The organism is Anaerosporobacter sp., assembly GCF_031551385.1.
Lineage (GTDB): Bacteria > Bacillota > Clostridia > Lachnospirales > Lachnospiraceae > Anaerosporobacter.
The window spans coordinates 1-14,619 of sequence record NZ_JAVBNS010000251.1 but is presented as its reverse complement, the minus strand read 5'-3'; the positions used below and the strand labels follow the sequence as shown (position 1 = coordinate 14,619).

16 protein-coding genes are annotated in these 14,619 nt (G+C 36.3%); 1 reads left to right on the top strand and 15 read right to left on the bottom strand.

From position 1 onward, the window contains the following. The 14 genes from RMR19_RS18795 to RMR19_RS18730 form a co-directional block, all read right to left on the bottom strand. On the bottom strand, nt 1–1,164 hold a 1,164-nt coding region (locus tag RMR19_RS18795; protein WP_310605037.1), incomplete at its 3' end, for a potassium/proton antiporter. 153 nt (nt 1,165–1,317) lie between these two features. Further along, nucleotides 1,318–2,178, bottom strand: a complete 861-nt coding sequence (locus RMR19_RS18790; RefSeq protein WP_310605036.1) for a PHP domain-containing protein — start codon at nt 2,176–2,178, stop codon at nt 1,318–1,320. A gap of 1 nt (nt 2,179) precedes the next feature. After that, the gene (gene phnL / locus RMR19_RS18785; protein WP_310605035.1) at nt 2,180–2,923 is read right to left on the bottom strand and encodes a phosphonate C-P lyase system protein PhnL; all 744 of its coding nucleotides are present in this window, start codon (nt 2,921–2,923) and stop codon (nt 2,180–2,182) included. Between the two features lies 1 nt (nt 2,924). Continuing rightward, a complete protein-coding gene (locus RMR19_RS18780) occupies nt 2,925–3,797 on the bottom strand; it encodes an inositol monophosphatase family protein (protein WP_310605034.1) in 873 nt (290 codons plus the stop codon). 16 nt (nt 3,798–3,813) lie between these two features. After that, nucleotides 3,814–5,028 (bottom strand): alpha-D-ribose 1-methylphosphonate 5-triphosphate diphosphatase, encoded by a 1,215-nt coding sequence (locus RMR19_RS18775; protein ID WP_310605033.1) that lies wholly within the window; start codon nt 5,026–5,028, stop codon nt 3,814–3,816. A 75-nt stretch (nt 5,029–5,103) separates the two neighbouring features. Beyond that, nucleotides 5,104–5,952, bottom strand: a complete 849-nt coding sequence (locus RMR19_RS18770; protein WP_310605032.1) for an ATP-binding cassette domain-containing protein — start codon at nt 5,950–5,952, stop codon at nt 5,104–5,106. A gap of 4 nt (nt 5,953–5,956) precedes the next feature. Further along, a complete protein-coding gene (locus RMR19_RS18765; RefSeq protein WP_331654793.1) occupies nt 5,957–6,859 on the bottom strand; it encodes an alpha-D-ribose 1-methylphosphonate 5-phosphate C-P-lyase PhnJ in 903 nt (300 codons plus the stop codon). Then, a complete protein-coding gene (locus RMR19_RS18760) occupies nt 6,856–7,947 on the bottom strand; it encodes a carbon-phosphorus lyase complex subunit PhnI (RefSeq protein ID WP_310605031.1) in 1,092 nt (363 codons plus the stop codon). Before RMR19_RS18760 ends, RMR19_RS18765 begins: the two co-directional genes overlap by 4 nt. A 1-nt stretch (nt 7,948) precedes the next feature. Next, the gene (phnH, locus tag RMR19_RS18755; RefSeq protein WP_310605030.1) at nt 7,949–8,539 is read right to left on the bottom strand and encodes a phosphonate C-P lyase system protein PhnH; all 591 of its coding nucleotides are present in this window, start codon (nt 8,537–8,539) and stop codon (nt 7,949–7,951) included. 22 nt (nt 8,540–8,561) lie between these two features. Then, nucleotides 8,562–8,990 (bottom strand): phosphonate C-P lyase system protein PhnG, encoded by a 429-nt coding sequence (gene phnG, locus RMR19_RS18750; protein WP_310605029.1) that lies wholly within the window; start codon nt 8,988–8,990, stop codon nt 8,562–8,564. A 30-nt stretch (nt 8,991–9,020) separates the two neighbouring features. Continuing rightward, complete coding sequence (locus RMR19_RS18745; protein ID WP_310605028.1) at nt 9,021–9,884, bottom strand: PhnE/PtxC family ABC transporter permease; 864 nt, start codon at nt 9,882–9,884, stop codon at nt 9,021–9,023. Beyond that, the gene (gene phnE, locus RMR19_RS18740) at nt 9,884–10,684 is read right to left on the bottom strand and encodes a phosphonate ABC transporter, permease protein PhnE (protein ID WP_310605027.1); all 801 of its coding nucleotides are present in this window, start codon (nt 10,682–10,684) and stop codon (nt 9,884–9,886) included. Before phnE ends, RMR19_RS18745 begins: the two co-directional genes overlap by 1 nt. Then, nucleotides 10,685–11,473, bottom strand: coding sequence for a phosphonate ABC transporter ATP-binding protein (gene phnC / locus RMR19_RS18735; RefSeq protein WP_310605026.1), 789 nt, complete (start codon nt 11,471–11,473; stop codon nt 10,685–10,687). A gap of 13 nt (nt 11,474–11,486) precedes the next feature. Next, nucleotides 11,487–12,395: a phosphate/phosphite/phosphonate ABC transporter substrate-binding protein gene (locus RMR19_RS18730; protein WP_310605025.1), complete on the bottom strand. Its 909-nt coding sequence runs from the start codon at nt 12,393–12,395 to the stop codon at nt 11,487–11,489. Between the two features lie 570 nt (nt 12,396–12,965). On the opposite strand from RMR19_RS18730, the gene RMR19_RS18725 reads away from it, so the two are divergent. Further along, nucleotides 12,966–13,688: a GntR family transcriptional regulator gene (locus RMR19_RS18725; protein ID WP_310605024.1), complete on the top strand. Its 723-nt coding sequence runs from the start codon at nt 12,966–12,968 to the stop codon at nt 13,686–13,688. Between the two features lie 362 nt (nt 13,689–14,050). On the opposite strand, the gene RMR19_RS18720 is transcribed toward RMR19_RS18725, so the two are convergent. Beyond that, a complete protein-coding gene (locus RMR19_RS18720; protein ID WP_310605023.1) occupies nt 14,051–14,446 on the bottom strand; it encodes a hypothetical protein in 396 nt (131 codons plus the stop codon). Nucleotides 14,447–14,619 lie beyond the last annotated feature (173 nt).

Sequence of the window (14,619 nt, the reverse complement as noted above, 5' to 3'; positions counted from 1 at the left end):
TATTAATATAGAGAATAACACAATACAAAAGACGATGTGGAATATGTCATTACTTGTATTAGCTGGATCAATTGTCGCCATAACTGCGAATACAATGGATGCCGCACCACGCAGTCCAGCCCAAGAGACTAATATCTGCTGATTCAACTTACACTTAAAAGGTGACATTAAGGCAAACACAGATAACGGTCTTGCTATAAATGTCAAGAATAGCGCAATTAACATAGATGGTAAAAATACTTTTGGCAACTGCGAAGGAAACGCAAGCAGACCCAATAAAAAGAATACAAGAATCTGCATTAATCCCGTTGTTCCATCAAAGAAATTAACAAGAGCTTTCTTGTTTGCTATCGGTTTATTTCCTAATATCACACCTACTAAATACGCGCTTAAATAACCATTTCCCCCAACCATAGATGGTAAGGCATATGCTAATATAGCAACTGCCACAACAAAGATAAGATCAAACCCCTCCGTTGCAAAATGAAAATGCTTCAAAAATTCATACGCTAAAAATGCAATTACGACTCCGAATAAAATACCAAATACAATCTGTGCAATAATCATTAAAAGGATCTCGCTACCATTAGCTTCTCCCTTCATAACTGCAAGCACAATCGCAGTTAACATATACGAGCAAGGGTCATTACTACCACTTTCCACTTCGAGTAATGATGCCGAATTGTCTTTTAAATTCAATCGTTTGGAACGTAAAATTGAGAATACAGATGCTGCATCTGTAGAACTAATAACAGAACCTATCAACATGCTTTCCCAGAAAGCAAAATGTAAGACAGAATAACAGAATAATCCAGTGAATAACGCAGTTAAGATAACTCCAACCGAGGATAGTAATATTGCTTTTACTGCAATTGGCTTTGCTTCACTCCACTTTGTACCAAATCCACCATAAAACATAATAAAAATCAATGCTACCGAACAAATTCTTTCTGCCACATAGAAATTATCGAACGGTATTTTAAAAATCCCATCTGACCCCATAGACATTCCTAACAATATAAATGCTAATAATGTCGGTATACCTAGTCGACTTGTTATCTTGTTAAGGACTACACAGGCGAATATAATAATAGCGGCAACTAATAAGTATACTTGCAATTCAATCTCTCCCTTACTTTTTATTTGTCGTTTATATATCTCCATATAGAGCATTACAAACATCACTATATTAGATTACTATAAATAGTTCTCCCTAACAAGTAAAAAAATAAAATTTATAAAAAAACTATTTTTATTAAGTTTTTATAAACTCAGAAAGGACAATCTCTGATTTCATTCAAAGATTTCCCTTATTATCTAACTATCGCTATTTACTACTCTATCCTTCAAGTTACTATTCTGCGAGAACGAATTTTCCAAAACCCCGAACGCACCAATCCGCTCCCCTTCTCCATACCTACCATGAAAATCCGAGCCGCCTGTAATATGCAAGTTATATCTCTTTGCTATCTCTAAACACCTTTCGATATCTTGCTCTTTATTCTTCGGATGATACACTTCAATTCCTGCAAGTCCCACCTCTACTAATTCAGGAATTATCGCATAACTATCATATTGTCCCGGATGCGCTAACACGGCTACTCCACCAAGTTCATGAATATAGCCAACTGCCTCGATTGGATTATTATATTCAAACTCTAGTTTTGCAATTGGCGGCAATCCATCTTTTCCTGTTTTAAATAGCTCTTTGTACAATCCACCATATAATGATGTACAAAGCCCATTTTCGATGAATTCCTCCATAATCATTTGCTTGTAGATACACAAGCTAGGCCCTACTTTTTGATAAAGACGTTTCCAATCTAGTGGATATCCCGCTTTTTCTAACGCATAGATAACTTTATCCATCTCCCATTTCAAAGAATTTCGAACAGGCAAACAATACTCTTCTATCTGCGACATTCCATATTCATCTAATCCATACCCTAATATATGAATCTGCTTCTTACTCTCACTTTCCATGCAAGAAATCTCAATGCCCATAGAGACAGGAAAATCAAGTTCTTTTCCCGCCTCTAACATTTCCTCTTTCCCTGCAAATGTATCATGGTCTGCAAGCACAATCGCCTCAAGATTTCGCTCTTTTGCCTCCTGAACCAATCTGTATGGTGAATATTCTCCATCAGACCAGTAAGAATGCACATGCATATCAATCATCTTAACAACTTGCCTCCGCTAGTACTTCGTTTGCATACTCCATACGATAATCAAGAGAAACAATCTTTTTCTCTCTCATCTCAAATCTACGATCTGCTAATGTTTGAATCGCAATATCATCATGGAAAACACCAAGCATTGCTGTTCCTTCTGCTTTTAAATCTAATATCAATTGCATTACCCATTCCTTGCTCACCTTATCAAGAGAAGCAGTTGGCTCATCTAATAAGATAAAACGAGGACTTGTAATCAATGCATTGGCAATATTAAGACGTTGCTTCTCTCCACCACTAAATGTAGATGGATACATATCCCATAACTGTGATGCTATTCCAACACATTCTAGGTATCTCTGCGCTTTTTTTCTTGCAATCAATTCACTTACACCTCTTGCTGTTTGCGTTTGAATTAAAATATCAAGTGCAGAAACTCTTGGAATCACATTAAAGAACTGAGAAACATAACCGATTTCTTTTCTTCGAAGTTCAATAATCTCCCAAGGTTGGGCTGTAGCTAAATCAATCTTCCTCCCATTTTCTTTTGTATACCAAACATGACCTCCTGTTGGTGCATACGTTCTATAGATACATTTTAATAAAGAAGATTTACCACAACCACTTGGACCTGTAATTGCTGTTAATGTCCCAGCTTCAATTTCAAGATTAATAGAGTCAAAACCATCTATTTGTGCATCATTTCGAATATGCATGATAAATTCTTTACTTAGATTTTCAACCTTTACCATTCTACACTACCTTTCTTTCTCTGTTTTCTAATACTGTCTTCATTCCTTCTGCTATATACTCTTCACACTTGCTATACACTTGCTCTGAACTATATGCACATACCATATACTTTCCTTGCTCTGTCAATACCGCATTTACTTTACAAGCATGACTTGACAGAATCGCCACTGCCGCCGCAAAATCCCATATCTTTAGATGCGAATTCAGATACACTCTATTTTTCCAACTTATTATTTTACATATCTCTAAGGAAGCGCAACCTTCATAGCGAACCCCTCGAAAGTTTTGACAAAGATGATATGGATTCACTCCCATATATTCAAGGTCTCTCATCGTCTTATGCCCCATGTAGAGCAGACATTCTTGCGGCATATAATGATCTTCGGTAGCTATTTCATAATGGTTCTTACCCTCATACATGATGTCTTCCTCCACATCATATACCCAGCCATAATATAGATATCCATTTTTAAATAACGCAACAGATATCGCATAATCTCTGCCAAGACATGCATAGTTGCTTGTTCCATCAATCGGATCAATTACCCATGTCCAAGCGATATCTTCCGATGTTGTATCATCGTTTTTCTCTGCATAAAGATATAGCGATTCTTCTATTCCTGTCTTATTAACCCACGAGCAGTCATTCACCGAATTTTCTATCCCTTCCTCACCTAAGAAGATATGTTTTGGATATTGTTTTACTATGCGTGTTATAATATATTTTTGTGCCCAACGGTCATGATTCGTTACGATGTCACTACAACCGTCTTTTTCCTCAACTTTTAACATTTCTTTCTTACGCTTTAATGTAAGCTTTTTCCCACATTCAGCAATTAATTCTCTTGCAAATGCAATCAATTCATTTTCCATAGAATTGTCCCCTAAACTATATCGCAATTTTGCTACGATAGTGAATGTCCATAACTTTCTCACCATCTACAAATGCTGTTAGAATAACTGGTTTCTTTGCTTCATAACTTACAATAAGTAAGTCTGCTAATTTACCTTCCTCAATCGAACCAAGAATATCGTCTACCCGTACGGCACATGCGGGATTATAGGTAGCTAAATTCACTGCATCTGGCAATGTTGTGATACCCATGTCATAAATCTTGAATATCGAATGTAAAAGTGCTGCTGGAAAATAATCGGATACTAAGATATCTGCACAATTTGCTTTTATTGCATCGAGTGCTGATAGATTGTTGGAATGAGAACGTCCCATCAAAATGTTATTCGCACCTACAACTACCTTCAAACCTCTCTCATGCGCTTCCTTCGCTACCTCTAACTCTAATGGAAACTCACAAATATTCACATGAAGATTTTCTGTTACATAATCTAGTTTCTCTATACTTTCATCATCATGAGAAGCAATTGGAATACCAGCTTCTTTCGCCATATTCGCTGCTGTACATATTTGATTTGCTGTTAATTTTGCCGTATTCATACGCTCCTCTAAGTACTTATCCTTATCTTCTTCTGATTTTGAATTACCAATAACATGATCTTTGAAGAATTGGATATCTCTATACTGTCCTTGCCCCGGTGTATGGTCAACAAACGAAAGCAATTGCATCTCTTTATTGTCAATAAATTTAACTAACATATCATAGCCATCTACATTCGTTATATCAAATCGGCAATGAAAACGATGACGAATCAAATGATCTCCATCATTATGCTTTCTAATGACTTCTACTAATTTTTTGTGATTCTCTGGTGTTCTAAGAGCAGTCTTTGGACTTTCTGACTTTCCTGCTGCCACTGTTCCATCCATTATTGTCAACGAATGATACATAGACGTAATACCTTGACACACTAATTGTTTTTCCTGTTCACAGATTGCAACATTAAAATCAATTAAACTCTGTGGTCTTGGCTGTGCTACACGTTCAATATTATCCGAATGCAAGTCGATAAATCCAGGCATTACATAATTACCTCTTGCATCTATCATTTCATCCACTTCGTAATAGTTCTCTTTCACATACATCTCATCAATTTTACTGATTTTATTTCCTTCAATTACTACGGCTGCACTGTCTAATACTCTATCTTTTAGGACTACTTTTGCATTATAAATTACTGTTTTATACATATTAATAACCTTGCCCTTTCTTATGCTAATCTTGTTGATACACGGATTGCTACGCATGACCTTTTTACCCTTGTATCATAGTAGTGAACTTACCAATGTTTGTGTATATTCATGTAATGGGTCTTCTAGTATCTGATCTGTCAATCCTTCTTCTACAACTCTTCCGCCAAGCATTACCATTGTTCTATCTGCCATCATACGAATAACTGCCAAATCATGACTTACAATCATCATTGCGATTCCAAGTTCTTGCTGGATTGTTCGAATTAAATCAAGAACCTTCGCCTGCACGCTTAAATCTAATCCTGTTGTCACCTCATCTAAGAATAGAATTGGAGGATTATTTGCCAATGCTTTTGATATCTGTACACGCTGTTGCATACCACCTGAGAATACTTTTGGTGCATCTTTCATACGCTCCACTGGGATTTCTACATGACGAAGAAGTGTTTCGCATCTCTCTATCATATTTCCTGTATTTCTTTCCCCTGCTGCAATTAATTTCTCTGCAACATTTGCCCCCGAAGAAAGTCCCATTCTTAACCCTAGCATTGGATTTTGATACACCATTCCCATCATATGATTTCTTAGATATCGTTTATTTTGACTACTGCTATCATAGATATTTACTTCTCCATCTTGGTACAAAGTCAGATACGCTTCTCCGCTTGTAACTGGTTGATCAAAATATAATGATTTTAATAATGTGCTTTTTCCTGAACCTGATTCTCCAACAATACCAAGGATTTCTCCTTCATATAATTGAAAATTCACATCACGAACTGCCCATATTGTATTACATACTGGACAACGTCCTTTCTCTAACTCTTTATGCTCCTTGCAATAGTCACAACCATCTCCGAAACGCACATTAATGTTTTTCCCTTCCAAAACTGGTTTTCTTCTATTCTCAATCATGCTCATCCTTTTAGTCCTCCATCTGTTCTCGACGTTTTTTACAATACCCTGTATCAGAACATTGATAGTATCGAACATTATGTTCCGAATCAAATAACTCATCAAAAAAGACATGCTCTGCTCCACATAAGTGACAACGGCGTCCCGACATATCTTCTTTTCGGAATGGATGGTCCTCAAATGCTAACGATTCTACCTTTGTATAAGGTGGTACTGCATAGATCTTCTTTTCACGTCCTGCTCCAAACAGATATAGGCAAGAAGATTCACTTAGTTTTGGATTATCATATCTTGGTATTGGACTTGGACTCATAATATATCTGTTATTCACAGTTACTGGGTGATCCGCTCCTCTAAATGGCGTTCCTTTCTTCAATAGCTGTTCAAACAAATTCACCCAAATCCCTGTATATTCTCCATCTCCATGCAATTCTCTTGTTACTTCTTCGTGTGGAGATACCCCACGTAATGGTTCAGGGCTTGGCACTTGCAATACAAGAACTTGATCCTCTCTTAACGCTTCTTCTGGCACTCTATGTCTTGATTGAATAATGTCAGCCTTCTCAGTATCTGTTGTTATTTCTACACCTGTCGTAGCGCAAATCAACTTTTTGATACTTACTGCATTCACACTATCGTCATTTCCTTGATCAATTACCTTTAATGTATCCTTAGGTCCGATTAAAGACATGGTAAGCTGAATTCCACCTGTTCCCCATCCACGTCCAATTGGTAATTCTCTCGAACCAAATGGAACTTGATATCCCGGAATGGCTATTCCTTTTAATATACTGCGGCGAATCTCTCTTTTTGAACCCTCATCTAAGAATGCAAAATTATAATCCATGTCCCGCATTTCTTTTTCATTTATTTTTCTTACTTCCATTTCATTCACTTCCAATCCGGTCATCATACGTTGCTTTCCTCCTTCTTCTTTCGACTTCTTAAAGAATCAAGTTTTGATTGGAATGTAACATAATGTGGCAATTTAAGATGTGATATAAAACCGTTCATCTCTAAACAATCTCCATGTAATAATACAAATTCCATATCACTTGTTGGACTATCCAGTGAAAGTCTAAGGGCATTATCTAATACTGCCATTGCGATTGCTTTCGTATCATTACGTCCAATCACACAACCATATCCTACTCCGATTCCCTTTTTATCTGGTTTTTCTCCCATCAGTCCTTCTACTTCTGTTACATAGATATCCCCAACATACCATTCTTCTCCATCTTCTAATGGATAATCAATCTCTACTTCGATTTTCCCATAACGAAGTTCACCAATTGTCGGATGTGATGCTCCAAATCCACGGATATCACTGTATGCAAGTCCTGAAACATATCCTGTATCCGCTCTTGTTAGTGTCTGCAAGATTGCACTTCTTGGTGCTGGAAGTGGTAATTTTTCCATTGTAATATCACAAGGCTCTGATGCATCTTCCTCAACTTGTTCTATTAACCCTTCTTCTCTTAGCAAATCTAAAACACGAGGTGCTGTATCCGATAACTCTACCGCTGTTCCCTCTTCTCTATCATTATCCCCTTGTCTTTCAAAGGATTCTTTCCATTGTTGTACTTCTTCTTCTTTTTCTGTCAATAAATCAAAGTTTAATAATCTATGTACATAGTCATATGTTGGCCCTAATTGCTGTCCACCTGGAATATCCTTGAAGGCAGAACTAATACGTCTTCTAATATGCATCTCTTCACTCGAAATTGTTCGTGATGTGTAATTTCTCTGTAATGTGGAACGATATGCTCTAAGTAAAAATACCGCCTCTTCTTGACTTCCTTCACATTGTTTTAATGCTAATGCTGCATAATCTGGTGCATACAATCCTGCTTCCGACATTACACGATCAATTAATAATGCCATTCTATTCTTAATTACTTCTATCTCTAATGCCTGTTCTCCATTAGAACGGTATTGTTTTAGCAGCTCTATTGAAGCATCAATCGCTTCACTTCCTCCTGTTACTGCCACGTATCCCATATTACTTACCTCCTACTTTACTTGTTCTTGGAATTGCCATAAAATCTCCCGCTTCTGTACAAAACAATAAATCAATTCCACATGGAAATTCATATTCCTGCTCATTACGTGCCTCTAACCATGTAACTGCTTCACTTGGAAGTGAAATAGCTATCTTTTCCTTTATGCCAGGACCTGATAGTAAAATATTCTCTCCCTCTGTTAGGCTATCCACTACAATAACATACGTCGCACTCTTATGTGGCTCGGCTAATGTTCCAATTTTCCCACTATTAAGCAGTTCATCCACTTCTTCTTGTGACATTTCCGCTTTTGGTATTAACACAAAATCTGCTTCTTCAATCGTAGAAAAAACTGCCATTGTTTGCTCTCTTAGTTCTTCAATCAAGTCCATATTGTTATGCACATAATACTGACAGCGATTATCAAGTACAGTTAATCCAACTAGAGTAAGTACCTTATTGTCACATTCCATCTTTTCTACTACTTCTTGTATCGAAAATATTTTCCCTGGTCTTGCCATTGCATTCATACATGCTTTAAATACAATCTGACAATCAAAAACCATATCTAATTCGTTATTAGAAACCACGTTTTTTCCTCCTGAATCTTACTTAATAATTAACATCTAATGTGTCAAATTTTACTTTTGTTTCTTCATGCATTCGAATTTCCATCTGCTCTCTTTTGTATTGCTTCTTCTCTTCTTTTTCTAAGACCGTTACAATCTCTTCTGCCTCTGGTAGTTCACCCTTTAATACGGCGTCAATGATTGCTGCATGAAAAACTTTTTCTCGGTTGTCTCCTGCCATCACTGCGAATCCTTTTACACCCTCTACTTCAACCATTGCCTCACATGCTAGCATCTCACCTAGATAGAAATCTGCTTTTGCAACCGTCTCTTTCATTCGAATCAAAACCATTGTTTTTGATGGGTTACGTAGCACTTTGATGGTGTATTTCTTCATGACTGGTTGAACAAGAACATTTAACACTTCCATCTCACATTTTGCCAGAATCCTAGATAATCTTTTCTTATCCATCTTATATTGCTCCTCACTTCATAATTGGTATTATTTGTTTCTTTCCTTTAACGCGGTAAATCCGATTTCCATACAGTATGTAAATAGTAATATAATAATAATTGCTACAATTGCCTGCCCATACGCATAACGAGTCATACTATTCGCAACGACATATCCAATACCGCCAGCTCCTACCGTACCAAGTACTGCCGATGCTGCAAAGTTATTCTCAAAACTAATCGATGTCCATGCTAATAAACTAGTAAACGCTGATGGTAATACTGCACGAAAGAATATCTTTATCTTTCCAGCTCCCATTGCTCTTAATGCTTCCATTGTGTCTTCGGAAACTTCTTCAAAACATTGAGCAAAACATTTGGCAAAGAATGCGGTACTTGAGATACACATACCGATAACTCCTGCTGTTGAACCAAATCCTACACACACCAATACAAGAAGCACCCAGATAATACTTGGAATCGCTCGTAAGAATGTAAAAATGGCTGATAGTAAAACCGATAGAAACCGAAATGGTGTAATATTTCTTGCCATAAATACTGCTAAGAACATTCCTCCAACAAGACTATAGATCGTTGCAAGTATTGCTACCGCTATCGACTCAAACAATGCATGTATTGTAATATCCAATGCACTAAAATCAATCTTTACTAGTTTTGAAAGGGCATCTGGAATCTGAGAAATTCCTTGAAAGAGCTGAACCCAGTCCATCTTCATCGTATATACCGAAATAGCACCGATTACGATAAAACATACTAAAAAAATCTTGATGCCACGTTCTCTTGTTGGATCTGCCGTCTGAATTTTTCCGTTCTTTTGATACCGAACGCCAACTTCTTTCTTCTCATCCTCTTTCGAATTTATATATCCTTGCTTTACCAAAGTTGCATCCATTACACGAGCACCTTCTTTCTAAGAAAATTTGTCAGTAAATCAACTACAATTACAATCATGGCTACTAATAAAATCGTTGCCATGGCTGAATGATATCGGAATAATTTGATATATCCCATCATAACCAATCCAATTCCGCCACCGCCTACAGCTCCTACAAGTGTAGAAGAACGAATATTAATCTCTAATGCATAAAGAATCCATGATACAACACCAGCCAAGCACTCTGGTATAATCGCCTGTGTCGTTGTTGTAAAACGATTCGCACCTACTGACTGCATTGCTTCCAAGCTCTCATCCCCGATTTCATCTATCGTTTCAATAAATGCACGAGTCAGAAATCCGGTACTCTGTATGAGTAGTGCCAGCATACCTACTACACTTCCTATTCCGAACGCCATAATAAGTACGAATATCCATATCATATTCGGAATATTTCGTTGAACAGATGCTATCAAACGAACAATCTTTCTAAGGGGTTTCCATGGACAGGTTGCTTTCGCTCCTAAGAACGCCAATATCATTGATGTTATCGTTGCAAACAACGTTGCTGCAATCGCCATACTTACGGTTTGAAAGATTCCTTTTACTATCATGTTTGGTTCTGCAAGTTTTGGTGGCATCAAATCATCTCGTATAAACAACCAGAAGTTATCCATATTCATAAGAAGTTCCCACGGTTTATATTTTGTCATAACAGAAGATATAACAAATAACGCTAATACAACTAGTACAATAATTAAAAATTGTCTTGATTCCTTTTTTGATTTTATAGCGATTCGATTCCTTCTATCCGCCATCTATGACACCTGCCCCTTCTCTAACCCAACTGTTAATTCTGCAATTGGTGTTTCATAGATTCGCTCAATCATATCATCTGTCAATTTCTCTGGTACATCATCAAACACAACTCGTCCTTTATGGATTCCTATAATTCGATCTGCATATGTTTTTGCCACATCTACTTGATGCAGATTAACAATACATGCTATGTTTCTCTCTTTTGACATCTTATGAATTTGATCCATAATTATCTTTGATGAACTTGGGTCTAATGACGCTATCGGTTCATCACAGAGCAATAAACTTGGTTCTTGCATCAATGCTCTTGCGATGCCTACTCGTTGCTTTTGCCCACCAGATAATTCTCCTGCTCGTTTATATATATTTTCTTTCAGTCCAATCATATCTAGTATCTCTAGTGCCTTCTTCTTATCTTCTTCCGAGTATCTGCCAAACATAGAATCTACGGTTGACATATAACCAAGCCTTCCATGTAACACATTCTGAAATACAGATAATCGGTATACCAAGTTAAAGGACTGAAATATCATTCCAATTCGTCGTCGTAATAATTTAAGTGATTTTTCTTCTTTTATTGTTGTAATTTCTTTTCCTTCAAACAGAATGCTTCCATCGGTTGCATCTATCATTCGATTGATACATCGCAGTACTGTTGATTTTCCTGCTCCGGAAGGGCCGATAATAACTACCAGCTCCCCTTCCTTCACAGAAAAACTTACATCTTCTACTGCTTTTGTTGTCGTATAGTATTTTTTAAGATGTGAGATTTCTAATAACGTGCTCATTCTTCCCCCCGTACTAATCTGTTAATTCATATTTTTCTTGAAGTTCACGAATATAGGCATATTCACTATCCTCAATTGCTACATATCTTGTATCTGGATCGCCAAAGTATTCTTCTTCATCGTAGTTTAATAAGAATTCAATAACTAAATCCTTTAATTCTTGTGGTATATCTCCCTTAATTGCAACTGGACTTCCTGGGATTACTGGTGATTCATAGATTATCTTGAATTCCGATTCATTTACAATGCCTTCTTTTATCAAGTTTTCTAATGTTGCTGATGATACTGCTGCCGCATCTACATTTCCTTGTACAACGGCTTCCACTGAGTTTGGATGTGAACCTGAATACGTAGCCGATTTAAAGAATTTTCCATCTACATGAAGCTCATCAAATGTTAGTTTATTATCTATTAATGTTAATATTTCATTACATGGCACTACATTTCCTGATGTTGATGCTGCATCAACGAATGCAAATGTTCTTCCTTCTAAATCTTCAAGACAGTTAATATCACTATCTGCTTGTGTAATAAAATATGATTGATATCCTGTATTTCCGTTCTTTCCTAATACGCATACACTTTCTGCTCCTGCACGATCAACCGCTGTTATATAAGAGAACGGTCCTAATTGTGCTAATTGTGCATTCCCTGTTCTTAGTGCTTCCACTGCTGCATTATAGTCTGTCGCACGGTATACATTTACTGGAATTCCGATTACTTCACTCAAATCTTTTGCCATATTGTCTCGAAGCTGTACAGATTTCTCTGTATCTTCACCAGGAATCATAATGAAATTAAATTCATCAATTCCCCATTTCTTCTCTGCTCCAGATTTCTTCGCTCCACATCCAGACATCGAAACAACTAAACTTACCATAACCGCTGCTGCAACAATTTTCTTCAAACATCTCTTAATCATTTTTCATTTCTCCTTTTTAGAAATCAGTTTCGTTAGATAATTGCGAAACTCTCAATATACTTGACTGCTTCTTGATTAATGTACATCAACTAAAAAACGATAGCAAAACATCTTTAGTACTTCTTGGTGTATACTCCACAACCTAGGAAGGCGAGGCATGGACGCCGAGCCAGCCTGAACTGAGGCAGGATGCCGAATCGAAGGCGTTTCCGTAACTTTTGGATATCTTATCTGTATACACCTAGAAGTACTTAGATGTGTCGCGTGTTTTGTGTTAATGTACGTTCATCAAGAAGCCTACACAACATAAATTGAGTTTCGCAATTACCCAAATTAGTTTCGTACTTGCTACACTCCTATATAACCGTTTTTGCGTAAAGGTGCCATTTACTCTATGTGAAATCGATGTTAATTTGCTTGTGGGGTTCTTGACTACGCATTTTCTTCTTGCTACTATTTAAGTGTAAGTTTGAAACTCTTACTATATTTAATTGCTTCTTAGCATTATCGTTCTAACAAAACGCGTTTCACAATCACCCAAATATTCATATCAGGAGGTGTATCCTTATTATGAGAGGAACTATGGAAAATGTTACTTGGGAATATATTTTAGACTCTTTTATTAAAGACTTTGAAAAACACAAATATCAAAAAGACCAGAAAATGCCCACCGAAAATGAAACGGCTGTTAAGTTTGGTGTTAATCGTAATGAAGTTCGATTGGTTTATAAAAAACTCAAAGATCTTGGCTACATCTATTCCGTTCAAGGTCGTGGCAGCTTTTTTTGTGGAAAACGCATTAAGATTCCTTTATCTATGGTAAAGGGTGGAAGTTTTAGCAAGAAGATGAAGGAACTTGGTATTCCTTATCGTACAGAAAATGTGGAAGCCAGAGTGATTCATTATAATTCCAATATCTATGAAGAATTACAGGCAGCTGAGGACGAAGTTGTATGGAAAATTACGCTTCTTCGATTCCTATATGATGAGCCTGTCGCTATTCATACAAGGTATATGAGAGAAAAGTTTTTCCCGAATCTCTCACAAGACGCACAGACGATTCTCTCTTCCAGAGAGTACTTACATAGTAATGGTTTTTCAGAGGTGGACGGCGCAGAAGGCCAGATGGCAATTTTACCGATTTCGCATAAAAAACGCACCTTGCTTAACATGCGTAACAAGCAGGAAGCAATGGTGCTGACAGGGAAAACGATTCATTTAATTGATGATTGTATATTAGAATTGTATTGTACCACGTATCGGGATGATCGGTTTATATTTTTGTTGTCGTGAGGGGGCTGGGGATTGCAGGTATATACGCAGAAAAATAGCCGAAATGGTTTTCGTTTTGAAAAACCATTTCGGCTATCTTTATTACTTCTAAAAACTTGCTTTTGAATATAGAATTTCTATTTTTTTATTTACCTCATCAGAGGATAAGATACTTTTTAAGGCTACAACAAATTCATCTTGATTATTACATATTGGGGGTTAAAATCCAATCTATCATCAATCACATTACCTCCAACTGTTATTGCAACGGGATAATCGTTCTCTGGTTTTGAATACAATAATAACAAATTATTATCCCTCATATACTTCACTTAACAATCTTCTATTTGTGGTTCACGAAGTTGTAATAGTTGTATAATATTTCACCCTTCCTTATTGTTCCATTTTTCACCTTTGTCCTTTATTGCTAATTTTCTATGCAATTTAACATCTTGTACAATTTTATAAATTGATATTACTTTTTCGAACATTTTCCAGCATTTATATACAAATTCCAAGAGATATATTTCATCTTCTCCATACTTAACCATGTGTTCGTATGGATCATATTCCCAATTTTCATGCCCAATAGCATTTCTAATCTTTCTTTCAAAATCTGGCATTAAATTATCAAAATATTTTTTCCTTTCAACAAACTTCAACTTAAATCCATTCGTTAGTTTCTTAAATGCATCGACTGAATTTATAGTCTTATTATTGATAGTTATATCAATTGGCATTTCATTATAACTATCTCTTTCAATAATGTTATTTAACATTATTACTAGTTCATATACATTTAATAAATTTTCATAAACCGATATATAAATATCTTTTATATCATCGAAATTAGTTGTTGTAAGAGTATATTCTTCGTAAATCAGACTATGTTTATCCTCATCAACATAGTCTAATACTGTTGCTGGTATAAAATAACAATAATTATTCTAAT